Annotated in this window: 23 protein-coding genes; 10 read left to right on the plus strand and 13 right to left on the minus strand. The window is 67.8% G+C overall.

Annotated features, from left to right (window positions below):
- Window positions 1-53 precede the first annotated feature (53 nt).
- Window positions 54-1295: a cation:proton antiporter domain-containing protein gene (locus DIS04_RS08780; protein WP_111413387.1), complete on the plus strand. Its 1242-nt coding sequence runs from the start codon at window positions 54-56 to the stop codon at window positions 1293-1295.
- Between the two features lie 203 nt (window positions 1296-1498).
- Here the strand turns inward: DIS04_RS08780 and DIS04_RS08785 are convergent, their stop codons facing one another.
- The 3 genes from DIS04_RS08785 to DIS04_RS08795 form a co-directional block, all read right to left on the minus strand.
- Entirely contained in the window at window positions 1499-1828 is a 330-nt protein-coding gene (locus DIS04_RS08785; protein WP_111413388.1) for a hypothetical protein, read from the minus strand.
- A gap of 295 nt (window positions 1829-2123) precedes the next feature.
- Window positions 2124-3371, minus strand: a complete 1248-nt coding sequence (locus DIS04_RS08790) for a ribonucleotide-diphosphate reductase subunit beta (protein WP_111413389.1) — start codon at window positions 3369-3371, stop codon at window positions 2124-2126.
- A 195-nt stretch (window positions 3372-3566) separates the two neighbouring features.
- Window positions 3567-6461 (minus strand): ribonucleoside-diphosphate reductase subunit alpha, encoded by a 2895-nt coding sequence (locus tag DIS04_RS08795; protein ID WP_111413390.1) that lies wholly within the window; start codon window positions 6459-6461, stop codon window positions 3567-3569.
- A 351-nt stretch (window positions 6462-6812) separates the two neighbouring features.
- On the opposite strand from DIS04_RS08795, the gene DIS04_RS08800 reads away from it, so the two are divergent.
- Together DIS04_RS08800 and DIS04_RS08805 are read left to right on the plus strand one after the other, a co-directional pair.
- Window positions 6813-7526: a winged helix-turn-helix domain-containing protein gene (locus tag DIS04_RS08800; protein WP_111413391.1), complete on the plus strand. Its 714-nt coding sequence runs from the start codon at window positions 6813-6815 to the stop codon at window positions 7524-7526.
- 3 nt (window positions 7527-7529) lie between these two features.
- On the plus strand, window positions 7530-9167 hold the full coding sequence (locus DIS04_RS08805) for an ATP-binding protein (protein WP_111413392.1): 1638 nt from the start codon (window positions 7530-7532) through the stop codon (window positions 9165-9167).
- Here the strand turns inward: DIS04_RS08805 and DIS04_RS08810 are convergent.
- The gene (locus DIS04_RS08810) at window positions 9154-10068 is read right to left on the minus strand and encodes a LysR family transcriptional regulator (protein WP_111413393.1); all 915 of its coding nucleotides are present in this window, start codon (window positions 10066-10068) and stop codon (window positions 9154-9156) included. The two genes, DIS04_RS08805 and DIS04_RS08810, sit on opposite strands and share 14 nt — an antisense overlap.
- Before the next feature lie 97 nt (window positions 10069-10165).
- Between DIS04_RS08810 and metE the strand changes: the two genes are divergently transcribed.
- Both metE and DIS04_RS08820 read left to right on the plus strand, forming a co-directional pair.
- Window positions 10166-12463 carry a 5-methyltetrahydropteroyltriglutamate--homocysteine S-methyltransferase gene (gene metE, locus DIS04_RS08815; protein WP_111413394.1) on the plus strand — a complete coding sequence of 766 codons (2298 nt, stop codon included), beginning with the start codon at window positions 10166-10168 and terminating at the stop codon, window positions 12461-12463.
- Window positions 12464-12565: 102 nt separating this feature from the next.
- Window positions 12566-13291 (plus strand): MliC family protein, encoded by a 726-nt coding sequence (locus DIS04_RS08820; RefSeq protein ID WP_111413395.1) that lies wholly within the window; start codon window positions 12566-12568, stop codon window positions 13289-13291.
- An 11-nt stretch (window positions 13292-13302) separates the two neighbouring features.
- Here DIS04_RS08820 and DIS04_RS08825 read toward each other — a convergent pair whose 3' ends face one another.
- Window positions 13303-13962: a helix-turn-helix transcriptional regulator gene (locus DIS04_RS08825; protein ID WP_111413396.1), complete on the minus strand. Its 660-nt coding sequence runs from the start codon at window positions 13960-13962 to the stop codon at window positions 13303-13305.
- Between the two features lie 134 nt (window positions 13963-14096).
- Between DIS04_RS08825 and DIS04_RS08830 the strand changes: the two genes are divergently transcribed.
- Window positions 14097-14675: a superoxide dismutase gene (locus tag DIS04_RS08830; protein WP_111413397.1), complete on the plus strand. Its 579-nt coding sequence runs from the start codon at window positions 14097-14099 to the stop codon at window positions 14673-14675.
- Window positions 14676-14853: 178 nt separating this feature from the next.
- Window positions 14854-15462 (plus strand): FMN-dependent NADH-azoreductase, encoded by a 609-nt coding sequence (locus DIS04_RS08835; protein WP_111413398.1) that lies wholly within the window; start codon window positions 14854-14856, stop codon window positions 15460-15462.
- Window positions 15463-15465: 3 nt separating this feature from the next.
- On the opposite strand, the gene DIS04_RS08840 is transcribed toward DIS04_RS08835, so the two are convergent.
- Together DIS04_RS08840 and DIS04_RS08845 are read right to left on the minus strand one after the other, a co-directional pair.
- On the minus strand, window positions 15466-16533 hold the full coding sequence (locus DIS04_RS08840) for a metal-dependent hydrolase (protein WP_111413399.1): 1068 nt from the start codon (window positions 16531-16533) through the stop codon (window positions 15466-15468).
- 33 nt (window positions 16534-16566) lie between these two features.
- Window positions 16567-17103: a DNA-3-methyladenine glycosylase I gene (locus DIS04_RS08845; protein WP_111413400.1), complete on the minus strand. Its 537-nt coding sequence runs from the start codon at window positions 17101-17103 to the stop codon at window positions 16567-16569.
- Window positions 17104-17195: 92 nt separating this feature from the next.
- Between DIS04_RS08845 and DIS04_RS08850 the strand changes: the two genes are divergently transcribed.
- From DIS04_RS08850 to DIS04_RS08860, 3 genes are all read left to right on the plus strand, one after another.
- Complete coding sequence (locus tag DIS04_RS08850) at window positions 17196-17681, plus strand: DUF411 domain-containing protein (protein ID WP_111413401.1); 486 nt, start codon at window positions 17196-17198, stop codon at window positions 17679-17681.
- Between the two features lie 25 nt (window positions 17682-17706).
- Complete coding sequence (gene gloA / locus DIS04_RS08855; RefSeq protein WP_111413402.1) at window positions 17707-18147, plus strand: lactoylglutathione lyase; 441 nt, start codon at window positions 17707-17709, stop codon at window positions 18145-18147.
- Between the two features lie 67 nt (window positions 18148-18214).
- Window positions 18215-18670: an META domain-containing protein gene (locus tag DIS04_RS08860; protein WP_111413403.1), complete on the plus strand. Its 456-nt coding sequence runs from the start codon at window positions 18215-18217 to the stop codon at window positions 18668-18670.
- Window positions 18671-18721: 51 nt separating this feature from the next.
- Here the strand turns inward: DIS04_RS08860 and DIS04_RS08865 are convergent, their stop codons facing one another.
- From DIS04_RS08865 to DIS04_RS08890, 6 genes are all read right to left on the minus strand, one after another.
- Entirely contained in the window at window positions 18722-19456 is a 735-nt protein-coding gene (locus tag DIS04_RS08865) for a phosphatase PAP2 family protein (protein ID WP_111413404.1), read from the minus strand.
- A gap of 80 nt (window positions 19457-19536) precedes the next feature.
- Window positions 19537-20319 carry a 3-hydroxybutyrate dehydrogenase gene (locus DIS04_RS08870; RefSeq protein WP_111413405.1) on the minus strand — a complete coding sequence of 261 codons (783 nt, stop codon included), beginning with the start codon at window positions 20317-20319 and terminating at the stop codon, window positions 19537-19539.
- A gap of 22 nt (window positions 20320-20341) precedes the next feature.
- Window positions 20342-21712: a TRAP transporter large permease gene (locus tag DIS04_RS08875; RefSeq protein ID WP_111413406.1), complete on the minus strand. Its 1371-nt coding sequence runs from the start codon at window positions 21710-21712 to the stop codon at window positions 20342-20344.
- 49 nt (window positions 21713-21761) lie between these two features.
- Window positions 21762-22358: a TRAP transporter small permease subunit gene (locus DIS04_RS08880; protein WP_111413407.1), complete on the minus strand. Its 597-nt coding sequence runs from the start codon at window positions 22356-22358 to the stop codon at window positions 21762-21764.
- A 78-nt stretch (window positions 22359-22436) separates the two neighbouring features.
- The gene (locus tag DIS04_RS08885; RefSeq protein WP_111413408.1) at window positions 22437-23540 is read right to left on the minus strand and encodes a TRAP transporter substrate-binding protein; all 1104 of its coding nucleotides are present in this window, start codon (window positions 23538-23540) and stop codon (window positions 22437-22439) included.
- Window positions 23541-23811: 271 nt separating this feature from the next.
- Window positions 23812-25212, minus strand: a complete 1401-nt coding sequence (locus tag DIS04_RS08890; protein ID WP_111413409.1) for a sigma-54 interaction domain-containing protein — start codon at window positions 25210-25212, stop codon at window positions 23812-23814.
- Window positions 25213-25215 lie beyond the last annotated feature (3 nt).

Consider the following 25215-nt stretch of genomic DNA (forward strand, 5'->3'; position numbering starts at 1 on the left):
CGCCGGGTTGCCTAGTGTAGGGGAAGGAATGGGGTACCGCGGAAGGAGCCGGGATGGAGCCGTTGAACATCGCGCTCACGGTGGTGGGCGGGCTGGTGCTGGTGGTCGGCCTGCTGTCGAGCCCGTTGGACCGCTCGTGGCTCTCCGCGCCCCTGTTCGCCTTCCTCATCGGTGTGGCGCTGGGACCGCATGGCCTGGACGCTCTCGATCCGATGGCATGGGGCGACGGGAAGCGGCTTCTCGAGCAGACGGCGCGGCTCACGCTCGGCATCAGCCTGATGGGCATTGCGCTGCGCTTGCCGCCCAATTTCCCCTTCGTCCACTGGCGCTCGTTGCTGCTGCTGCTGGGCATCGCCATGCCGGTCATGCTCCTGGTCAGTTCGCTGCTGACCTACTGGGTGCTGGGCCTGCCCCTGCTGCTGGCCCTGCTGGTCGGTGGCACCGTCTGCGCCACCGACCCGGTCGTGGCCTCTTCCATCGTCACCGGCGGGGTGGCCAAGGAGAACCTTCCCGAGGGGTATCGACATCTGCTTTCCGGCGAGTCCGGCGCCAACGACGGCCTGGCCTACCCCTTCGTATTGCTGCCGATCCTGCTGCTCTCGCTGCCCCCCGGCGATGCCTGGACGGACTGGTTCGGCAGGATCTGGTTGTGGGAGATCGGTGGGGGGACACTGATCGGGATCGCGCTTGGCTGGACGGCAGGTCGGGCCCTGCAGTGGTCGGAGGCGCGCGGGTTTCTCGATCAGCCTTCGTTTCTCTCCATCACCCTGGCCCTGACCCTCCTGGTGCTGGGGCTGGGCGAGCTGCTGGGCACCAACAGCATCCTGGGCGTGTTCGCCGCCGGCCTGGCCTTCGACCAGGAAGTCGGCGGCAAGGAGCGTGGCGAGGAAGATAACGTCCAGGAGGCGGTCAACATCCTGCTGACGATGCCGGTCTTCGTGCTGTTCGGGCTGATTGCGCCCTGGGCCGAGTGGCAGGCGCTGGGCGTGCAAGGGGCGCTGTTGGCCCTGCTCGTGCTGCTGTGTCGCCGCCTGCCCGTCATCCTGCTGCTGCGCCCCTGGCTGCCGGCGCTGCGCGACTGGCCGATCACGCTGATCATGGGCTGGTTCGGTCCGATCGGCGTATCGGCGCTCTACTATGCCACCCTGATTTCGAGCCGTTCCGGCTACGACCTGGCCTGGACAGCTGGCTCCCTGGTCGTGATTGCCTCGATGGTGGCCCATGGCATCACTGCGACGCCGTTCGCCAATCGCTACGGCCACTGGCAGCGCCGCTATCGCAGCGAGGCGCGCTAGCCTGCTGCCTCGGCCGGTCGCCCGCACCGGCAATCGGCCGCGCCTCGTATCAATGCAACCCGGCCAGCCCGCTGTCCTTCCTCCAGTCGGTTTCCAGGACGGGCCTCCTTGCCTCATCGTGGTGGCGTGCTGCCCGGGCGTAGGTGGCAGCGGCCTCGGGACAGCGCCAGCTCAGCCGCCGCATGAGCAAGTCGGGTTCCGGCTCAATGGTACCGGCTGGGCAGGCGCGTGAAGCGCACCGGGGGGCTGTACTTCTCGCTCGCCGGTGCCCGCTCGGGCGCGGGGCGAACCCGCCAGCCCCGCGAGCTCGCCCACTCCTTGAGTTCGCGGTAGTCGAGCAGCGGATAGTCGCGGGTATAGGGGTTGGGAGCGGACGAAGGGAAGGCGAATGCCACGTGCGGGTAGCGGGCCAGGGCGTCCTCGCTGTTATGGGCGGCCAGCGCCAGGTCCAGTGCGTGCTGCCATGCCTGGGAATCGCGCGGGGCACGCGCTTCGCTGAGGCGGGCGTTGTCGTTGGCGTAGAAACTTCCCATGACGTTTACCTCACTTCGAAATCGTTGAAGGTTGCAGCCAGGCTTGCCGAAGGGCAGGGCTCATTGCGGCGGCGAGCGGCGATGAGGCTTGACGGGGACCGTCTTGGGTCCAGGCTTGGGCGAGGACCTGGCGGGTCGGGAAGGGGTAGAACGACGATGTGGCTTCACGGAAACGCGTTTTCTGGACATGACGCACCTCTTGGTTGGCTGTCGGGTTACTACATGACGGCGTTCCACTCCTGTTACTGCTCGGTAATTGCCCCGCCCGGCCCTGGGCGGGGCACATGTACATGACTCAGTCCCAGCTCAGCGCGCCGCCGACCTGATACTCGGTGACGCGGGTCTCGAAGAAGTTCTTCTCCTTGCGCAGGTCGATGATCTCGCTCATCCAAGGGAAGGGGTTCTGCGCCCCGGGGAACTGTTCCTTGAGGCCGATCTGGGCCAGGCGGCGGTTGCAGATGAAGTGCAGGTACTCCTCCATGATCGCCGCGTTCATGCCCAGCACGCCGCGCGGCATGGAGTCGCGGGCGTAGGCGATCTCGAGCTCGGTGCCCTCGAGGATCATCTGGGTCACCTCGTCCTGGAACGCGGGCGTCCACAGGTGGGGGTTCTCGATCTTGATCTGGTTGATCATGTCGACGCCGAAGTTGAGGTGCATCGACTCGTCGCGCAGGATGTACTGGAACTGCTCGGCGACGCCGGTCATCTTGTTGCGCCGGCCCATGGAGAGGATCTGGCTGAAGCCGCAGTAGAAGAAGATGCCTTCGGTCACGCTGTAGAAGGCGATCAGGTTGCGCAGCAGCTCCTGGTCGGTCTCGGGGGTGCCGGTGTTGAAGTCCGGCCGGGCCAGCGACTGGGTGTGCTTGAGGCTCCAGGCCGACTTGGCGGCGACCGAGGGCACCTCGCGGTACATGTTGAAGACCTCGCCCTCGTCCATGCCCAGCGACTCCACGCAGTACTGGTAGGCATGGGTATGGATCGCCTCCTCGAAGGCCTGGCGCAGCAGGTACTGGCGGCACTCGGGATTGGTGATCAGGCGGTACAGCGCCAGCACCAGGTTGTTGGCCACCAGCGAGTCGGCGGTGGAGAAGTAGCCCAGGCTGCGCATGACGATGCGCCGCTCGTCCGCGCTCAGGCCCTCCTGGCTCTTCCACAGCGCGATGTCGGCGTTCATGTTCACTTCCTGGGGCATCCAGTGGTTGGCGCTGCCGTCCAGGTACTTCTGCCACGCCCACTCGTACTTGAAGGGCACCAGCTGGTTGAGGTCGGCGCGGGCGTTGATCATCTGCTTGTCGTCGACCTCTATGCGCGCCGCGCCCATCTCCAGCTCCTCGAGGCCGGCGGCCACGTCGAGCTCCTCCAGCGACCTGCGCGCCCGCGCCAGGCGGTCGCTCTCGGCCACCTTGTAGCTGCCGCTGCTTTCCTTTACCTCCCCGCCTGGGGCAGCCGCGGGCTGCGGCTTGGCGGCAGGGGCCGGCGCGGCCTTGGCCGGCTGCTCGGCGACGGAAGTCTCGTCCTCGTGGAATTCGTCCCAGTTCAGCATTTCACTTTACCTCGGGTTCTTTTGGGAGCCGGAAATGAGTTCACCGCTCTAGGCTCACTCCGGGGGCAAGCCTACGAGGAGGCGCTGTAAACCCATCCCTGGGCGCTACCGACGCCATCCATGGCGTAGGACCTCCTCTCCGGCTTGCCCCCGGCGCCTCTCGCTTCGCCGGCGGCAATGCGTGTCGGGTCAGGCTTACTGGCAGGCCTCGCAGCCCAGATCATCGATATCGCTCGCCGAAGGCGCGCGTGAGCCGCTGCCCGCCTTGCCGGTAAGGAAGTCCTCCACGCCGCGCGGCTCGCGGGCGGGTGCGGCAGCAGGAGCCGGCGCGGCCGAAGGCGCCTGGTTGCTCACCGCGTTGAGGGTGCCGCGATCCACGGTGGACTTCTCCACCGAGGTGGCGCCCAGGGCGCGCAGGTAGTAGGTGGTCTTGAGGCCGCGGAACCACGCCATGCGGTAGGTCACGTCGAGCTTCTTGCCCGAGACGCCCTTGATGTAGAGGTTCAGCGACTGCGCCTGGTCGATCCACTTCTGGCGCCGCGCGGCGGCCTCCACCAGCCATTTCGGCTCCACCTCGAAGGCGGTGGCGTACTTGGCCTTGAGGTCGTCCGGGATGCGCTCGATGGGCTGGGCCGAGCCGTCGTAGTACTTGAGGTCGTTGATCATCACCTCGTCCCACAGGCCGCGCGCCTTGAGGTCGTGGACCAGGTAGGCGTTGACCACGGTGAACTCGCCGGAGAGGTTCGACTTGACGTAGAGGTTCTGGTACGTGGGCTCGATCGACTGCGACACGCCGCAGATGTTGGAGATCGTCGCGGTGGGGGCGATGGCCATCACGTTGGAGTTGCGCATGCCCTGCTCGGCGATCTTGCTGCGGATGCGTTCCCAATCCTGGGTGGCGCCGGTGTCCACCTCGATGTACTTCTCGCCGCGCTCTGCCACCAGCTTCGCGATCGAGTCGATGGGCAGCACGCCCTGGCTCCACAGCGAGCCCTCGAAGCTCGCGTAGCGGCCGCGCTCAGCGGCGAGGTCGCTGGAGGCCTCGATGGCGTGGTAGCTGACCAGCTCCATGGAGCGGTCGGCGAACTCGACGGCCGCCTCGGAGGCGTAGGCGATGTCCTGGGCGTAGAGGGCGTCCTGGAAGCCCATGATGCCGAGCCCCACCGGGCGGTGCTTGAAGTTGGAGTTCCTGGCCTGGGGCACCGCGTAGTAATTGATGTCGATGACGTTGTCGAGCATGCGCACGGCGGTGCGCACGGTCTTCCTGAGCTTTTCGGCATCGAGCCTGCCGTCGACGACATGCTGGGCCAGGTTGACCGAACCCAGGTTGCACACCGCGATCTCGTCGGCGCTGGTGTTCAGGGTGATCTCGGTGCACAGGTTGGAGGAGTGCACCACGCCGGCGTGCTGCTGAGGGCTTCTCAGGTTGCACGGATCCTTGAAGGTGATCCAGGGGTGGCCGGTCTCGAACAGCATCGAGAGCATCTTGCGCCACAGGTCCTTGGCGCGCACGCGCTTGAACAGCTTGAGCTGACCCGAGCGGGTCATCGCCTCGTACTCCTCGTAGCGCTGCTCGAAGGCGGCGCCGTAGAGGTCGTGCAGGTCCGGGCAGGTGGCGGGCGAGAACAGCGTCCACTCCTTGTCGTCGAACACGCGCTTCATGAACAGGTCGGGCACCCAGTTGGCGGTGTTCATGTCGTGGGTGCGGCGGCGATCGTCGCCGGTGTTCTTGCGCAGCTCGAGGAACTCCTCGATGTCGAGGTGCCAGGTCTCGAGGTAGGCGCACACGGCGCCCTTGCGCTTGCCGCCCTGGTTGACCGCCACCGCCGTGTCGTTGACCACCTTGAGGAACGGCACCACGCCCTGGCTCTTGCCGTTGGTGCCCTTGATGTAGGAGCCCAGCGCGCGTACCGGGGTCCAGTCGTTGCCCAGGCCGCCGGCCCACTTGGAGAGCAGGGCGTTGTCGCGGATCGCGCTGTAGATGGCGTCGAGGTCGTCGGGCACGGTGGTCAGGTAGCAGCTGGAGAGCTGGCTGCGCACGGTGCCCGAGTTGAACAGCGTCGGCGTGGAGGCCATGTAGTCGAAGCTGGAGAGCAGCTCGTAGAACTCGATGGCGCGTGCCTCGCGATCATCCTCGTTCAGCGCCAGGCCCATGGCCACGCGCATGAACATCACCTGGGGCAGCTCGTAGCGTACGTCGTCGCGATGAATGAAGTAGCGGTCGTAGAGGGTCTGCAGGCCCAGGTAGGTGAAGGCGTTGTCGCGGGTGTGGTCCAGCGCTGCGCCGAGGCGTTCGAGATCGAACTCGGCGAGCGCCGGGTCGAGCTGCTCGAACTCGATGCCCTTGGCCACGTAGGCCTGGAACGCCGGCGGATAGAACTCGGCCATCTCGCCGAAGGTGGCCTCCTCGGCGACGCCGAGGAACGACAGCGCCTCGCGGCGCAGGCTATCCTGCAGCAGGCGCGCGGTGACGTAGGTGTAGTTGGGTTCCTTCTCCACCAGGGTGCGCGCGGTCATCATCAGCGCCTGGGAGACGCCGTCCACCGAGACGCCGTCGTAGAGGTTCTTCAGCGACTCCTCGACGATGCGGTTGGGATCGACGTTCTCGAGTTCCGCGCAGGCGTCGAATACCAGCGTCTCGATGCGGCCCAGGTCGAGCGGACGGCGGCTGCCGTCGGCCAGGGTGACATTGAGCGTGGGGTGCGGCTTCTCGATCTCGGCGCCGGCGGCGGCCCGGGCGCGGGCGTGCTCCTCGCGGTAGAGCACGTAGGCGCGCGCGACCTTCTGCTCGCCGGCGCGCATCAGCGCCAGCTCGACCTGATCCTGGATGTCCTCGATGTGGACGGTGCCGCCGTCCGGCATGCGACGCAGGAAAGCGCCTGCGATGGCCTGGCTGGCCTGTTCCACGAAGTCGCGGACCCGCGAGGAGGCGCTGACGTTGTCGCCCTCCACGGCGATGAAGGCCTTGCGCATGGCCACGGCGATCTTGCCGGCATCGAAGGGCACCACATCGCCGTTGCGCTTGATCACGCGGAGGGTTTGCGGAGCCGTGAGCGACAGGTCGGTCGGGTCGGGGGTCTGGAGTTCCATGAGCCGTTGATCCCTTCTGCGTGGGGAATGGGGTCGGGGGCGACGAAGGCATTGACAGCCGAAGCAAGGCTTGCTAGATGCACATCATCTTGTGTCTTTCTCTTTTGAGAACACAAGATAGTGTGCTTTTACGCCCCCTTCAAGTGGATAACCTGTGGGTGAGCTGTGACTCGACGGGGGGCATCCTTTGGGTTGTGACGCAAGACCGGGCTATGCTTCGCTGGCAAGCTGCAAGGACGCGAAATGTCATGAAAGGCAGGCGAAAGAGCCTATTTCGGGTATCCTTGATCTGTGAATTGGCGGGACAGGGTGTCCCGAGTGATAACGAAGCCCAGCACGGGGATGACTAGGATGGATGACAACCTGGAAAGCAGCGACATGGAACACGTGCTGATTATCGAGGATGACGTGCGCCTGGCCGAACTCACCCGCGACTACCTCGAATCCAATGGGTTCAAGGTCACGGTGGAGGCCGAGGGTTCACGGGGTGTCGATCAGATTCTTACGCTGCAGCCGGATCTGGTGATCCTCGATCTGATGCTGCCCGGGGAGGATGGATTGTCGATCTGTCGCCGGGCCAGGCCCGACTACGCCGGGCCGATCCTGATGCTGACCGCCCGCACCGACGACATGGATCAGGTGCTGGGGCTGGAGATGGGGGCCGACGACTACGTGCCCAAGCCGGTTCAGCCCAGGGTGCTGCTGGCTCGCATGCGGGCGCTACTGCGGCGGGCGGAGAACGCGGAGCCGTCCGGCGAGGCCCGGCTCACCTTCGGCAATCTGGAGATCGACAGCGCCACTCGCGAAGCCTGGCTGCAGGGCGAGCGCATCGACCTTACCAGCGCCGAGTTCGATCTGCTGTGGCTGCTGGCGAGCAATGCCGGCCGAGTGCTCACGCGGGAGGAGATCTTCAGCGACCTGCGCGGCATCAAGTACGACGGCCAGGACCGTTCCATCGACGTCCGGGTGTCCCGGATTCGCCCCAAGATCGGCGACGATCCCAACCATCCGCACCGGATCAAGACAGTACGCAGCAAGGGCTACCTGTTCGTCAAGGATGCGTGAAGCATGCAGCGGTTCCTGGCCGATGGCTCCTTCCTGCGCGTCTATCTGGCCCTGGCCCTGGCACTGCTGCTGACCTTCGGCCTGGCCCTGATGGGCCTGGCCCTGGTCGATCGGGTGCGCGTCGAACAGTACCGCGAACAGCTGGCCGAAGCGCCGTTGCAACTGCTCACCTGGCGTGTGGCGGCGCTGCCGGCCTACGAGCGTGGCGACTGGCTGACCCAGCAATCGGACGTGCTCAACATGCGCCTGTCGCTGCGCGAGCCGGGGGACGCCGATCTCGGCTGGTTCGAGCGCCGGCGGGTGCAGCGCGGCCGAGTGCTGGTGAAGGTGCACGAGGACGGGGATTGGCGGCTCTATCGGCGCCTGCCGCGCGAGGCGCGTATCCTCGAGGCGCGTCTTTCCGGGCTCAATGAGAGCCAGCTGCGCGGCCTGGCACAGATGCTGGGGGACTGGCTGGCCGAGGTCGACGGCGAGGCTCGCCGGCGGCGACTCGAGAGCGTGACCAGCGAGGCCTTGCCGGTCAGCCTCAGCGACCTGGCTCCCGAAGGGCTCGACAGCCACCAGCTCACCCGCCTGCGCGACGGCGAACTGGTGATTCGCCTGATGCCGGGACACTGGGCGTTGACCATCTACCTCGCCGTGCCGGCTGACGACGGCTCCCGCCAGTGGCTGTCGATCGGCCCGGTCTCGGCGCTCGAGCCCACTCCCATCTCGCTGCTGCTGCTGGTGCTGGTGATCATGCTCGGCGTACTGGCCGCGATCATCTACCTGATCGTGCGTGGCGTGGAGGGGCGCCTGGCACGGCTCGAGCTGGCCGCGGGGCGCATCGCCAGCGGTCGCCTCGATACCCGGGTGAAGGTCGATGCCGGCGGTTTCATCGGCCGGGTCGGCATGGCCTTCAATGCCATGGCGGCCCAGGTGCAGTCGCTGCTGCGCTCGCAGCAGGAGATGATCCGCGCGGTCTCCCACGAGCTGCGCACCCCGGTGGCACGCATCCGCTTCGCCATGCAGATGGTCGAGGACATGACCGACGACCCCGCCATTCACCGCCAGCTGCACGGCATCGACGGCGACATCGAGGAGCTCGACCAGCTCATCGACGAGATCCTCACCTATGCGCGACTCGACAGCGGCATCCTCAACGGGGCCGAGCTGGAGCGCACCCAGGTCGACTGTCGCGCCATCGCCGAGCGGGTCATCGAGACCCTGGCCCCGTTGCATGCGCACCTGCGCCTGGCGCTGGCGCCGGGAGACGAGGTCGAGGTACAGGCCGATCCGCGCTACCTGCAGCGGGCGCTGCAGAACCTGGTGGCCAACGCCTGTCGCCACGCACAGTCGCGGGTACTGGTGCGGATCACGCTGGAGTCGCGGCTGGTGCGTCTGGACATCGAGGACGACGGGCCCGGGGTGCCGGTCGGCGAGCGGCAGGCGATCTTCAAGCCCTTCGCCCGGCTCGACGACAGCCGGACCCGGCGCAGCGGCGGCTACGGCCTGGGGCTCTCCATCGTGCAGAAGGTCATGGCCTGGCACGGCGGCAGCGTGGTGGTCGACGACAGCCAGGAGCTGGGCGGGGCGCGCTTCTCGCTGCTGTTGCCGCGGGTGCCGGCCAGCAAGGCCAAGCTGCCGGTCAAGCCGGCTTGATACCCTCGAGCACGGCGAAGGAGGTCTCGCGCGCCGTACGCAGGAAGTCCTCCATCCACGGCTGCTCGCGACTCTCCTCGCGAATGGCCGCGTACAGCGTGCACCACATCCCCGCCTCGCCGAGCCCCACCGCCTTCACGTAGTCGCGCTCCAGGTACTCCGTCAGCGCCCAGTTGGGCAGCGCGCAGACGCCGCGGCCGCTGGCCACCAGCTGCATCATCATTACCGTGAGCTCGGCGGTGCGGATCTCGCGCGGGCGTACCCCGGCGGGATCGAGGAACTGGGTGAACACGTCCAGGCGGGCATGCTCCACGGGGTAGGTGATCAGGGTTTCCTCGGCAAGGTCGTCGGGCACGACGAAGTCGCGCTCGGCCAGGCGATGCTGGCGGGCCACGGCCAGCAGCCCCTGGTAGCGGAACAGCGGCTCGTAGTAGACCCCGGCCAGCGGCTGCGGGTCCGCGGTGATGACCAGGTCGAGCTGTTCGCGGGCCAGCGCCGGCAGCGGGTCGAAGTGATGTCCGCCGGGGATGTCGATCTCCACTTCCGGCCAGTGGTCGCGGAAGTGGTCGATGGTCGGCATCAGCCACTGGAAGCAGCTGTGGCACTCGATGGCCATGTGTAGGCGCCCCGGCTCGTGGCCGATCAGCCGGGCCACGTCGCGCTCGGCCATGCGCACCAGCGGCAGCACCTGCTCGGCCAGTGACAGCAGCCGCTGGCCGGCGCGGGTGAACTCCACCGGCCGTGTCTTGCGCACGAACAGCGCCGTGCCCAGGCGCTCCTCCAGATCCTTGATCTGGTGCGACAGCGCCGACTGGGTCAGGTGAACCCGCTCGGCGGCTTCCACCAGCGAGCCGGCATCGCGCAGGGCGACCAGGGTGCGCAGATGGCGAAGTTCTATCATGAGCCTATTTCAAGTTGAACGTTAATTTATTTAGTTTGATTCAATCTGGTGCGACGGCGAGACTCTGCGACATCATTCATGCGCAGAGGGACTTATCATGACATTAGCTCATGTGCTTGGCTATCCGCGAATCGGCGCCGGTCGCGAACTCAAGCGCGCCGTCGAGGCCTACTGGCGCGGCGAACTCGATCGCGACGGCCTCGAGGCCGCAGGCCGCGAGCTGCGTGCGCGCCATTGGCAGGCGCAGCGCGACGCCGGCCTCGACCTGGTCACCGTGGGCGACTTCGCCTTCTACGATCAGGTGCTCAACGTCACCGCGCTGGTGGGGGCCGTGCCGGCGCGCTTCGCCGCCGAGGCGGAGGTCGCCAGCGGCGAGGTCGACCTCGACACCCAGTTCCGCATGGCTCGCGGGCGTGCCCCCAGCGGCACGCCGGCCGCCGCCTGCGAGATGACCAAGTACTTCGACACCAACTACCACTACCTGGTCCCCGAGCTGCACGAGGGGCAGCGGTTCCGGCTCGCCAGCTCGCGGCTGTTCGACGAGGTGGCCGAGGCGCGAGCGGCGGGGCATCCGCTCAAGGTGGCGCTCACCGGGCCGTTGACCTGGCTGTGGCTGGGCAAGGGCCGCGAGCCCGGCTTCGATCGCCTGAGCCTGCTCGAGGCGCTGTTGCCGGTCTATGCCGAGATCCTCGCGCGGCTGGCCGCTCTGGGGGTGGAGTGGGTCCAGCTCGACGAACCGGCGCTGGTGCAGGACCTGCCGGTCGCCTGGCGCAACGCCTTCGAGCTCGCCTACAACCGCCTGCGGGCCTCCCCGGTCAAGCTGCTGGTGGCCACCTACTTCGGCGCGCTGGGCGACAACCTGCGGCTGGCCGTGGGCCTGCCGGTGGACGGGCTGCACATCGACACCGTGCGCGCTCCCGAGCAGTTGACCGCGGTACTCGACAACCTGCCGGGGTACAAGGTGCTGTCGGTGGGGGCCATCGACGGGCGCAACGTCTGGCGTGCCGACCTGGGTGCCCTGCACGAGCGCCTGGCCCACGCCCGCATGCGCCTGGGCGAGCGGCTGTGGCTGGCGCCCTCCTGCTCGTTGCTCCACGTGCCGGTGGATCTCGACGCCGAGCGGGAGATCGACGAGGAGCTCGCCAGCTGGCTCGCCTTCGCCCGCCAGAAGCTCGACGAGACCGTGACCCTGGCGCGGCTGCTGGGCAACCGTGCCGGTGCCGAGGACCGCGCCCGGGTCGCTGCCGCCACGGCGGCGCTGGATGCCCGGCGCGCCTCGCCGCGGCTGCATCGGCCCGCGGTGGCCGAGCGGCTGGCCCGGGTCGGCGACGCCGAGCGCTCCCGCGACAACCCCTACCCGGTCAGGGTCCGGGCCCAGCGTCGGGCGCTGGACCTGCCGCTGTTCCCGACCGCCACCATCGGCTCCTTTCCGCAGACACCCGAGATTCGCGCCGCCCGCCGCGCCCACAGGAGCGGCGAGCTGGGTCGCGAGGCCTACGAGGCGAGGATGCGCGACGAGATCGCCGATGCCGTGCGCCGCCAGGAGGCGCTGGGGCTCGACATGCTGGTCCACGGCGAGGCCGAGCGCAACGACATGGTCGAGTACTTCGGCGAGCAGCTGGACGGCTACGTCTTCACCCGCCATGGCTGGGTGCAGAGCTACGGTTCGCGCTGCGTCAAGCCGCCGATCATCGTCGGCGACGTGACCCGCCCGGCGCCGATGACGGTGGCCTGGAGCCGCTATGCCCAGTCGCTGACCTCGTGCCCGATGAAGGGCATGCTCACCGGGCCCGTGACCATGCTGCAGTGGTCCTTCGTGCGTGACGACCAGCCGCGCGAGGTCACCTGCCGGCAGATCGCCCTGGCGCTGCGCGACGAGGTGGCCGATCTCGAGGCCGCAGGCATCCCGGCGATCCAGATCGACGAGCCGGCGCTGCGCGAGGGGCTGCCGCTGCGCCAGGGCGAATGGCAGGGCTACCTCGACTGGGCGGTGGAGTGCTTCCGCCTGACCGCCTCGGTGGCCCGCGACGCCACGCAGATCCACACGCACATGTGCTACTCGGAGTTCAATGACATCATCGCCGCCATCGCGGCGCTGGATGCCGACGTCATCACCATCGAGACCTCGCGCTCCCACATGGAGCTGCTCGACGCCTTCCAGGACTTCGCCTATCCCAACGAGATCGGCCCGGGCGTTTATGACATCCACTCGCCCAACGTGCCCGAGGTGGCCTGGATGGTGCAGCTGATGGAGAAGGCGGCCGAGCGCATTCCCGTCGAGCGGCTATGGGTCAACCCCGACTGCGGCCTCAAGACCCGCGGTTGGGCCGAGGTGGAGCCGGCGCTGGCCAACATGGTCGAGGCGGCCCGCGAACTGCGCCGCCGCCACGCTTGACGCCAACGGCGCGCCGCGTTCGCGTCGCGTGAGACGGGCACCGGGCGAGAAGGCGCCGGTGCCTGGTATGCTGTGGCCGTTCGTCCCTCTCAAGGAACCGCCATGCCGCTTCACTTCCTCGCTTCTCTCCGCCCGGCCCTGTTGCTCGCCGGCTCGCTGCTGCTGGGCGGCTGTGCCGCGTCCTCCGTCGATGGGCCACGGCCCGTGGACAAGGTCGACAGCACGGCGCCGCTGCTGCCCTCGATGCTGTTTCCCGGCGGTGCCGAGCGCTTCGAGGCCTGGCGCTGCACGCCGCAGCAGGACCTGGTAACCGCCTTCGGCGAGCGCGAGCTGCGGCTGTGGTCGGCGCATGGCGCCTATCGGCTGGCCCCGGCGGTGGTGGCCAGCGGGGCACGCTATCAGCAGGGCGATCTCAGCTTCTGGTCGAAGGGCGGTGAGGCCACCGTGGAGAGCGGCAACGGCCGTCTCGACTGTCGTGCCGCCATGGCCCGCCCCCCCCTGACCCGTGAGCACCGCCCCGGGGTGATGTTCCATGGTCGCGGCAACGAGCCAGGCTGGAACGTCAACCTGGCCCACGACGCCCCCGAGCTGGCCCTGGTGCTCGACTACGGCGCACGGGAAATGACACTACCCTACCGGGTCACCGAGATGGACAACGCCAATGGCCGGGTGACGCTCGCCAGCGGCCAGGCCGGGCAGCCCTTCGAGCTGCGCCTGGAGGCGCGCGCCTGCTTCGACGACATGAGCGGCGAGCCGTTCCCGGCCCGGGTCACGCTCACCTTCGAAGGACAGACCTATCGGGGCTGTGGCCAGGGCGTCGCCCCCTAGAAAAAAGCGGACTATGGCTCTCTGATGCGGTAGACGCAGCGCCGCGCGCCGGCCAGGACGTGGTCGGTGCGCTCGACGCTGACGTCCTCTCCCAGCACGGCACGAAACACCTCGAGTTCGGAGCGGCACAAGTCCGGGCAGGTGCTGGCGGCCTGGCAGATCGGGCAGTGGTTCTCGATCAGCAGCAGGTCGCCGTGCTCCTCGCGCTGCCATTCGGCCATGTACCCTTCGCGGCTGCGGATCTCGGCCAGGCGTTCGACACGCGTCTCGAGGTTCGTGGCATCGGCCAGTGCCTGGCGATAGAGGGCCAGGGTCTCGTCCTGGCGCGCCGCGACCAGGCGTGCCAGCGCCGCGTCGCCGAGGGTGTCGCGCACGCTGAGAATCAACCGCGAGGCGAGGTCGGCGTGACCATCGGGAAAGCGGGCGTGGCCGGCCTCGCTGAGCCGCCATTCGATCACCGGCCGCCCAACGCCGCCGGGCAGCGGACGCTGGGTCACCAGCCCCAGCCGTGCCAGCTTGTTGAGCTGCTGGCGGGCATTTTCCCCGCTGGTGCCGAGCATCTCGCCCAGGGCGGCGGCCGGTTGGGGGCCGCGCGTCTTGAGCAGCTGCAGCAGCCGCTCGGCGCTGTCCGTCGGGGTGGCGCGGGTTTTTCCATCGCGATTGCTTGACATAAGGACGGCTGGAATTAATCTAGTGATTCCTTGGAAAAATAGCGGCGGGGCAGCCACGAGGCAAGTCGGGAGCCATCGGACGCGCCCTGGACACGCTCCGCCATCCCACCGTGAAAAGCAAGGAGCCATCTGACATGGCATTCGAACTGCCGGCACTGCCCTACGAGAAGAACGCCCTCGAGCCCTATATCTCCGCCGAGACCCTCGACTACCACTACGGCAAGCATCACCAGGCCTACGTCACCAAGCTCAACGAGCTGACCGACGGTACCGATGACGCCAACAAGTCCCTCGAGGAGATCATCAAGTCCTCCTCCGGCGGGCTGTTCAACCAGGCGGCCCAGGTGTGGAACCACACCTTCTACTGGCACTGCCTCGCGCCCAACGGTGGCGGCGAGCCGACCGGTGCGCTGGCCGAGGCGATCAATGCCAAGTTCGGCTCCTTCGCCAAGTTCAAGGAGACCTTCAACGCCAACGCGGTGGCCAACTTCGGCTCCGGCTGGACCTGGCTGATCAAGACCGCGGACGGCGGCGTCGACATCGTCAACACCAGCAACGCCGATACGCCCATCGCCCATGGCCAGACGCCGCTGCTGACCATCGACGTGTGGGAGCATGCCTACTACATCGATTACCGCAATGCGCGTCCGAAGTACCTGGAGAATGTCTGGAGCGTGCTGAACTGGGACTTCGTTGCCCAGAACTTCAGCTAAGGCATGCGCGGCGCCGCGGGCCAGGCCTGCGGCATCTCGACAGGCCCCGCCATTGGGCGGGGCCTATTGCTGTCATAAACTTTCGTATTTTTCGAATGTCTTGCGCAAAACTATGCGCTTTTAATGGTAAAAATTGTACGTAACATGGCGATCAACACTCACCCCCAGGGAGATCGTCATGGCTACTCGCATTCTTCTCGTCACCTCTTCCATTCTCGGCGAACAGGGGCAGTCCAATGCCCTGGCCAGCCACCTGCGCCAGCGTGTCGCCGGACGCGACGAGCTGAGCCTCACCCACCGCGACCTCGCCGTCGAGTCGCTGCCCCACCTGGGGCTCGAGGAGCTCTCCAGCTGGCAGGTCGCAGCCGAGCAGCGCTCCGCCGAGCAGCAGGTGCTGGCGGAGCGCTCCGACAGCCTGATCGAGGAACTCCGGTCGCATGATGTGCTGGTGCTGGCGGTGCCGATGTACAACTTCGGTATCCCGTCCCAGCTCAAGGCCTGGTTCGACCGCGTGATGCGCGCCGGCGTCACCTTCCGCTACACCGAGCAGGGCCCCCGGGGGCTGGTCGAGGGCAAGCGCGCCGTCCTCCTGGCCGCCCGCGGCGGCCAGTACGCCGGCACCGAGCTGGATACCCAGACGCCGCACTTGAAGGCTATGCTGGGCATGATCGGCATCGGCGACGTCTCGGTGGTCTTTGCCGAGGGGCTCGCCATGGGCGAGGGGCGCCGCGACGCCGCGCTCAAGGAGGCTCGCCAGGCCATCGACGCGCTGGTCGAGACGCTGTAGGGTTCAGCAGGCGTCGGGCACCTCGGCGACCCAGCGCTTGGCGACGAAGCGGCTGGTACACAGGGGGGGCCGTGCCTCGAGCATGCGCTCCCCCAGGCGGCTCAGCGCCTCCAGGTCGGCGCGAGCATCCGTGGCGACCAGCTCGGTGACCCCGAGCGGTTGCCATGTCTCGCGGTCGCGCACCGCCAGGGCATAGCTGAAGGCATAGAAGCCGGGGAAGCCCAGCCGCAGGTCGGTGGCTACCAGGGTCTCCCGCCCCGCCTGCTGACGCACCTCGTATCGCAGGAAGGGGCCGGCGAACCAGTCCAGGCGCCGGCCCTTTTCCGTTGACAGCGCGACCGCCTCGAGTTCGCCGCCGCGGCGAAAGGTCTCCACCACCGGCGGCGTGCCGCCGTCCAGCAGCCCCACCAGCATTTCGTGATGACGATCGCCGTCGATGACCGTCGCCCGCCACAGCAGCGTATTGAACGGAGTGGGCTGCACCAGCCGCGGCGCCTGCTCGAGACCGTGTTCGGCCAGCACCGGCGCGAGGCGATGCTCGACCACGCCCTTGGCGGTCATGGCGAAAGCCAGGTAGGCGCAGGAGAGCGCCAGGGCCCAGGCGGGGCCGCGAAGGCCGTTGCCGGTGGCCATGGCGAAGGCGAAGCCCACCAGCAGCGGCAGGGTATAGAGGGGATCGATGATGAACACCACCGGCCAGGCGCTGGGGCGCACGTCGAGCGGCCACCAGATCTGCGTGCCGTAGGTGGTCAGCGCGTCGAGCAGCGGATGGGTGACGAGGCACAGCAGGAAGAAGGCCCACCAGCGCCCGAGGGAGATGTCGCGGGCCGGGGCGAAACGCCGGGCGAGAACGGCCAGCAGCGTACCCAGCCCGCTAAGCACGAACAGCGAGTGGCTGAAACCGCGGTGTTCGGTGACGTTGGCCACGGCATCGCCGTAGTCGAGGACGACATCGAGATCCGGCAGCGTGCCCAGCGCCGCGCCGATCAATACCGCCTTGCGGCCCAGGCGGCGGCCCAGCACCGCACCGCCCACCGCCGCGCCCAGCGCCGCCTGCGTCAGGGTATCCATGCGCTAGGCCCTCCTCGAGGTGATGAGCCGGCTTCAGGCCGTGCGCCAGGCGGGGCCGCAGGCGAGAATGCGTTGTTGAACGGGACAGTCGTGGCGATGAGCCCCGGGCAGGTAGCCGGTGCTCATCAGGAACTCGCCGACGATCTCAGGGCCGGTGAAGCGGAAGGTGCGACGGAACAGCGTGACCCAGTCGGCCAACGGCAGCGGGTGATGATGCTCGAGCCAAGCGGCGAAGCTGTCATGTTCGTCGCGCAGCCGCTGGATCACGCCGGCGTTGTGGATGGCCGCCTCGACCTTGAGTCGGTTGCGGATGATGCCGGCATCGGCGAGCAGGCGCTCGCGGTCGGCGTCGCCGTAGGCGGCAACCCGATCGACATCAAAGTTGTCAAAGGCACACCGGAACGCCTCGCGCTTCTTCAGCACCGTCAGCCACGACAGGCCGGCCTGGTTGATCTCCAGCACGAGGCGCTCGAACAGCGCCGTGTCGTCACCGACCGGGAAGCCGTACTCGTCCGCGTGGTAGGGGCCATGCCAGGGGTGGCCCGGGGCCAGATCGCAGTAGTGCGCCATGTCAATTCTCTTTCCCTTGGGTATTGGCAAGTCGACGGCAGCTTGTCACGATTCCACTCGCAAGGCGACGCAACGCATCAGGAGCCGCTGACATGAAGATCCTACTCGCAAACCGAAAGACCCGGAAGGCAGCGCTTCTCTCCGCCCTGGCGGGCGTGTTGCTGGCAGCCCATCTCACCGTTTCCACCTCCCTGGCCGCGCCCGTGGTCGAGATGTACCAGGACCCCGACTGCGGCTGCTGCTCGGCCTGGGCCGAGCATCTCGAGGAGGAGGGCTTCGAGGTGCGCCGGCACGAGAGCGATGACATGCGCGCGGTCAAGGTCGAGCATGGCGTCACGCCGGAGCTCGCCTCCTGCCACACGGCGCTGGTCGAGGGCTACGTGATCGAGGGTCACGTGCCCGCCGACGACATCAAGCGGCTGCTCGAGGAGGAGCCTGACGTGGCGGGGCTGGCCGTTCCCGGCATGCCCCACGGCTCGCCGGGGATGGAGACGGGGCGCTACGATGACTACGCCGTGCTGACCTGGCGCCACGAGGATCGGACGCCGTCCATCTTCAACGAATACACCCATGACTGATCGAGACACGGCACAAGGAGGGCTCATGCAATACCTGCACACCATGGTTCGCGTCAGTGACCTGGACGCGTCGCTGCACTTCTACTGCGACCTGCTGGGGCTGAAGGAAGTCCGGCGCAAGGAGAACGAGAAGGGGCGCTTCACGCTGGTGTTCCTGGCCGCCCCCGAGGACGAGGCGCGCTCCGCCGACCTCAAGGCGCCGGAACTGGAGCTGACCTACAACTGGGACCCGGAGACGTACTCCGGCGGCCGCAACTTCGGCCACCTGGCGTATCGCGTCGACGACATCTATGCCCTCTGCGAGCGCCTGCAGGCGGGGGGCGTGACCATCAATCGGCCGCCACGCGACGGCCACATGGCCTTCGTGCGCAGCCCCGACGGCATCTCCGTCGAGCTGCTGCAGAAGGGCGAGGCGCTGCCGCCGCGGGAGCCCTGGGCATCCATGCAGAACACCGGCTCCTGGTAGCAGCCGGCGTCCCCTTGTGCCTGGCCGTGCGGCGTTGAATTCAGCCCAACAGAGAAGAAGAAATTTCATGTTGAAGACGCTTGTGGCCCGCCTGGGCCTGATGACGGCCGCCGTCGCCCTGCTGGCGGCGTGCGGCAGCCAGCCCTCCGAACCGACGCGCCAGGAGGGCGAGCGGGTCGCCAGCGACCACCCGGTGGTGGGCCAGCGCTGGAACCTGCTGCTGGTAGGGACCGACGAGCGGCTCTCCATGCCCGACACGCCGCACTTCGTCGTGTCGCCCGAGGGTCGCGTGAGCGGCAGCGACGGCTGCAACAGCCTGAACGGCCGGGTCAGCCTCGGCGAGGGCAACCGCATCGAGTTCAGCGAGCTTGCCACCAGCCGTCGGGGATGCCCCCAGCTCGAGGATGCCAAGCGGGTCACCGCCATGATGGAGAACGCCTACCGCTTCCTCATCGATCACGACCGCCTGGTGTTCTTCGGGCCGGACCAGCGGGTACTGGGCGGCTGGAAGAAGGCCGACTGACGCAACGGTGGCGCTGCGCGTGACGCAACGCCACTCCTGCGTGACGGTAAATCATCGGCCTGACAGGGCACGTTTTGCCCGGATCAGTCCGCCCGTGATCGCCTGTGCCAGCCCCGGGCCCAGCGGCGTGAGGAGGATCCACGGCGCCACGATCAGGTTGATCGCCAGCGCGGCGAAGAAGATGTCGCTGAACCAGTGGGCGCCGCTGAGGATGCGCGGGGCGCTGAGCAGGACCGCGAACAGCGCGCTGACCAGAGCGACGCGCCGCCCGGCGAAGCGCCACATGAAGGCGCTGAACAGGAACAGGTTGATCCCTTGAGCGCCGGGGAAGCTGCTGCCCGAGCTGTCCTTGGTGGCAAAGTCGACCCGCTGCGTGACCAGGTTGACATTCTCGTAGACCACGGTGGGGCTGGGATGGGTGTAGGGCACCGCCATGCGCACCCCCTGGGCGATCAACACCGCCGACAGCAGCATGGTGAAGCCGATGCCGGCCCAGCGCAGCAGGCGCTCCTGGCGCTGCGGGTCACGGCTCATGGCCCACAGGTAGATGGCCAGCAGCACCAGCAGGCTGGCCACGTCGAACACCCGGTTGTTGAGCGCGGCGACGAACAGTACCCACGCCTCGTTGCCCTCCGCCAGCCAGGCGTTGGTGGTGAAGAAGACGGTGTCGTCAAGCTCGGTCCAGAACAGCACGCTGGGCGAGAGCCAGGACCACACCATCAGGGTCCCCAGCAGGTTGAAGAGCAGGATTCGGCCCGGGGCGAAGGTCGGCTCGATGTGGGGCATGAGGGGGCACGCACGATGTCAGTGACGATGCCCCATTCTAACGTAAGGAAAGGTTACGGAACAGCGTTCCTTAACGGGCGCTACTGCATGTGCCAGCCGTGGCTCGCGACCACCGACTGACCCGTCAGCGCCGCCGAGGGGAAGGCGGCCAGGTGCACGGCCACTTCGGCGATATCCTCGAGCGTGGTGAACTCACCGTCGACGGTATCCTTGAGCATGATGTCGCCTATCACCGCCTCCTCCGAGATGCCCAGCGCCTCGGCCTGCTCGGGAATCTGCCTGTCCACCAGCGGCGTGCGCACGAAACCGGGGCAGATCAGGTTGGCGCGCACCCGGTGTGCCGCCCCCTCCCTGGCCACGCTGCGGCAAAGCCCCAGCAGACCATGCTTGGCGGTGACGTAGGGCGCCTTGAGCGGCGAGGCGAGCTTGCTGTGCACCGAGCCCATGTAGAGCAGGCAGCCGCCCTGCTCCTGCCGGTACATCTGGCGCAGGGCGGCGGCGGTGACGAGGAAGGCACCATCGAGGTGCACCGCGATCACCTTGCGCCAGTCGGCGAAGGCCAGGCTGTGCAGCGGTTCGATGTGCTGGATGCCGGCGTTGGCGACGACGACGTCCAGCCCGTCCCAGCGCGCGACCAGGCTCGCCACGCCGGCGTCCACCGCGGCCTCGTCGGTGACGTCCATGGCCAGCGCCATGGCCTGGCCGCCACTTTGGCGAATTTTCTCCACTGTCGTCTCGGCGGCGGCCAGGTCGAGGTCGGCCACCGCGACCCTGGCGCCCTCGCGGGCAAAGCGCTCGGCGATAGCGCGGCCGATGCCGCCGGCGGCCCCGGTGATCAGCGCGGTCTTGTCGAACAGTTGCATGGGTATCCTCCGGGGCGAAGGCTCAGCGCCCGCCATAGATCTCGTTGGGGAGCCAGGTCGCCAGCGGGGCGTAGAAGAACACCAGCGCAAGACCGAGCAGCTGGATGGCGACGAAGGGGGCGACCCCGAGGTAGATGTCCCGGGTGGTGATCTCCGGCGGACAGACGCCCTTGATGTAGAACAGCGCGAAGCCCACCGGCGGGGTCAGGAACGAGGTCTGCAGGCAGATGGCGAAAAGCATCGCGAACCACAGCGGATCCACCCCCAGGCTCATGATCACCGGTGCCACCAGCGGCAGGATGATCAGGGTGATCTCGACCCAGTCGAGGAAGAAGCCGAGCAGGAAGACCACGGCGAGGATGGTCAGCACGATGCCGGTCTCGCCGAAGGGCAGGCCGGTGAGGGCGAAACGTACCACGTCGTCGCCACCCAGCCCGCGCAGCACGGCGGCAAACACCGTGGCGCCGATGAAGATGGCGAAGATGAAGGCCGTGGTGCGGCTGGTCTGGTAGAGCGCCTGGCGCAGGGTCGTCGGGTTGAGCCGGCGGTTGGCCAGGGCCAGCAGCATGGCGCCCAGGGCGCCCACCGCGGAGGCCTCGGTGGTGGTGGCGAAGCCGGTGAAGATCGAACCGAGCACCGCCAGTATCAGGCCCAGCGGCGGCAACACCGCCCAGAACACCTGCAGGAAGGCGCGCGCGTCGAGCGGCTCGCGGTCCCTGGGCGCCGGCGCCAGGTCCTTGTCGAGATAGGCGGCGACCAGGATGTAGGCGACGTAGAGCACGCCGAGCATCACGCCGGGGACCAGCGCGGCCATGAACAGCCGCCCCACCGAGGCATCCGAGGTGCCCATGCGGTCCGCCATCAGCACCAGCATGATGCTGGGCGGTACCAGGATGCCCAGGGTGCCCACCGAGCAGGCGGTGCCCACCGCCAGCGACTTGTTGTACCGGGCGCGCATCATCGGCCCCAGCGACAGCATGCCGAGCAGCACCACCGAGGCGCCGACGATGCCGGTGGAGGCGGCCAGCAGCACGCCGACGATCACCACGGTCACGGCATAGCCGCCGCGCAGCCCGCCGAGGATGCGCACCAGCGAGGTGACCAGGCGCTCGGCGATGCCCGAGCGATCGAGCATGATGCCCATGAAGATGAACAGCGGCAGCGCCACCATCAGCTCATTGGCGACGATGCCGTAGATGCGGCGGTCCAGCACGCCGATGGTACCGCCCCAGGAGAACCACAGGTCGGCAGCGGCGAATTCCACCAGCACGTGGCCGATGACGGCGAAGACGAAGCCGACGCCGGCCAGCGACCAGGCCACCGGGAACCCCAGCAGCAGCAGGCCCATGAAGCTGGCGAACATCGCCAGCACGAGAAGTTGTTCCAGTCCCATAATCGATCTCGCTAGATGAACGTGGCGTATTCCAGGGAAGGCGTGACGCCTAGTGCCGAGGTGTGCTCTGGCGAGTGCACCGGGGAACATCGAACAGCAGCGTGGAGCAGCGCATCGCGCGGGAGAGCAGCGCCACGGCCACCAGCGTCAGGCCGATGGGGATCAGGGTCTTGATGATGAAGCGGTAGGGCAGGCCGCTGGGCGCCTGGGAGCTCTCCGCACGCTGGAAGGCGCGGTAGGCATACTCGAACAGCCCCTCCGCCATCAGGTAGAGGATCGGCAGGGCCAGCAGCACGATGCCCGCCAGCTCGATCCAGGCCTGGGTGCGCAGCGAAAACTTCTCGCGGATCACGTCGACGCGGACATGGTCGTCGCTGACCACGGCGTAGGCCAGGGTCAGGATCATGGTGGCGCCGAACAGGTGCCAGGACAGCTCCTCCACCGCGATCGAGCCACGGCCGAGGAGGAAGCGGTTGACCACGTTGGTCAGCACCACCGCCATGGTGGCCAGCCACAGCCAGGAGATGGCGCGGCCGAAGCGCAGGATGGCCATGTCGAGGCGATGGCTGAGGCGGTTGGTGGGCAGCTCCGGCGCGGAGTGGCCCGCCGGGCCCTGAGATGGACCGGCCGAATCATTGACGCTCATGGAGTGACTCCGAGGTGTTGAGACGAATGCCGGCCGCCACCGTGCGATGGCGGCCGGGATTCAGAACGGCTTGAGGTATCAATCCTCGAGATTTTCCGGCGCATAGTAGGAGCGCGGCAGGTGGCCCTTGACGTGCCAGTTGCCGTGCAGCTTCATGAACTCGCGCTGGCTGTCGAGCACGCGGCCGAACATCTCATCCTCGGCGGCGATCTCGGCCTGCACCTCGTCGGTCACCCGGCGCAGTTCGCCGAGGATCTCGTCGGGCAGCACCTGGGCGTTCACGCCCTCCTCCTCGAAGTCGCGCAGCGCCCGGGGCGTCTCGATCTCGCTCTCGGAGTAGCCGTAGAGGGTGGCGGCGCGGCAGCCCATGTCGAGCATCGCCTGGGTCTGCGGCTCCAGCGCCTCCCAGCTCTCCTTGTTGACCAGCAGGTGGGCGGTGGTGAAGGTCTGGTGCCAGCCCGGCATCACGTAGTTCTGCACGATCTCCTGCATGCCGAGAATGCGATCCACCGCCGGGGCCGAGAATTCAGTGGCATCGATGGTGCCGCGCTCCATGGCCTGGTAGAGCTCGCCGCCGGGAATCATGGTGACCGAGGCCCCCAGGCGCTCCAGCACGCGGCCGCCGATGCCGGCGAAGCGGATGCGCAGGCCGTCGATCTGGTCGAGCGACTCCAGCGGCTCGGCGAACCAGCCGGCGGCTTCGGGACCGATCATGCTGCACAGCAGCGGCTGGACGTCGTACTCGGCATAGATCTCCTCGAGCAGTTCCCTGCCGCCGCCGAAATAGTGCCACGCCAGGTAGGCGGGCGGCTCCATGCCGAACGGCGCGCCGGCAAACAGCGGCAGGGCGGGGATGCTGCCCTGGTCGTAGCCGACCCAGGTGAAGCCGGCGTCGTAGCGGCCCTCGGAAACGGCATCGAGGATCTCGAACGGCGGGATCAGCTCGCCCGGCTCGTAGTAGCGCAGGGTGATGTCGCCTCCCGAGGCCTGCTCCAGCGACTCGCTGAGGAAGCGCACCGGGGTGCTCAGGCCGACCAGGTGTGACGGGAAGGCGATGGGAACCTGCCAGCGCACCTGCTCCTGGGCCTGGACGGTTGCTGTGGTACCGGCCAGCAGGGCAGCGGCGGCCACGCCGAGAGTGAGCGGACGAAGCCGGATGGCGAGAGACGATGAGGATGGCATGAAAGCTCCTTGTGCGTTGTTGTCGTCGCAACGCCTTGAGTGGCGTTGTCGCTATGCATGAGCCATGGCGCACCCGCCAGCGAACGGATCGCGCATGCGCCATGCACTGGCGCGTGCATTGCACGTGCCATGCCATTTTTCCTTTTCTCTTAAACTTCAATGAGTTGATGTAATGAAGGGGAAGGGGGTGGAACGGAGGTGTCCGGTTTGTCGGACACTGCTGCGACCATGGTCGAAGCGCCTCTGTCCAAAAAACCGGACAATTGACCGGTTATCCGGACAGTCTGGCCAGTTTCTCGTAGAGTACCGAGCGAGGGATGCCCAGCATGCGGGCCGCGCGTGACTTGTTGCCGTGGCAGGCGGCCAGGGCATCGTGCAGGGCACTGCGCTCGGCGGCGGCCACGACTTGGGCCAGTGGACGTACGGCGGAGGTGGGGGGCGGGTGGCGCGTCGCGCCGGTAGCGTGGGGCAGGGCAGCGCGCAGCTCCGGCACGTCGATGATGCCGCAGGCTTCGTTCAGGGCCAGGGTCTGCTCGAGCACGTTGCGCAGCTCGCGGATGTTGCCCGGCCACTCGTGCCGCTGCAGCAGCGCCACGGCTTCGGCGGTGATCTCGGCACGGGGCTCGCCGCTCTCCGTGGCGATCCGGCCGAGCAGCGTCTCGCACAGGATGCCCAGGTCACCGAGCCGCTCACGCAGCGGCGGGACCTGGATGCGCAGCACGTTGAGCCGATAGTAGAGGTCGGCGCGGAAGCTGCCCTCGGCCACCATGGCCTCCAGGTCGCGACTGGTGGCGGCGATCACGCGCACGTCGATGCGCTTGATCTCGTTGGAGCCGAGGGGCTCGACTTCTCCTTCCTGCAGCGCGCGCAGCAGCTTGGCCTGCAGCGCCAGCGGCATGTCGCCGACCTCGTCGAGGAACAGGGTGCCGCCGTCGGCGAGCTGGAACTTGCCCTGGCGGGTGCGCTTGTCGGCGCCGGTATAGGCGCCCGGGGCGACACCGAAGAATTCCGCTTCCAGCAGGTTCTCGGGCACCGCTGCCACGTTCACTGCGACGAAGGGGCTGACGCCGCGCGGGGAATCGCCGTGAATGGCCTGGGCCAGCACCTCCTTGCCGGTGCCGGTCTCGCCCAGCAGCAGTACCGGCGTGGCTCGCGCGGCGGCCAGCCGGGCACGGCGCTTGACCTCGAGCACCGGGGGGCTGGCACCGACGAAGTCGGCCAGCGCGTAGCGCGAGCCGCGGCTTGCCAGGGCGCGCCGGGCCACCGCCAGGTCGTGCTGCAGGCGGCGGTACTTGCCGATCAGCGGCGCCAGCGGGCCCAGTTCGTCGAACACGATGAAGGCCACCGCGCCGTTGACCCGGCCGCTGGCAGGATCGTGCAGCGGCAGCCGCGTGACCACCAGCTGGCGGGCCTGGTACTCCATGATGTCGAGCAGGATGGGGCGGCCGCTGCGCACCACCTCGGGCATGCGGGTGTGCGGGATCACCTCGCCCACGGGCCGGCCGATCACGCTGGCCGGATCGTCGATGCCCAGCAGCCGGCAGTAGCAGGCGTTGATCCAGATGAGGCGGCTCGCCTCGTCGACCAGGATCGCCCCGGCGCTGTTGCGCTCGAGCAGTGGAAACAGCGGGCGGATCGCCTCGAGCGTCAAGCCTTGGCCATGGGCTGCCATGGA

The organism is Billgrantia lactosivorans (assembly GCF_003254665.1).
GTDB lineage: Bacteria > Pseudomonadota > Gammaproteobacteria > Pseudomonadales > Halomonadaceae > Halomonas > Halomonas lactosivorans.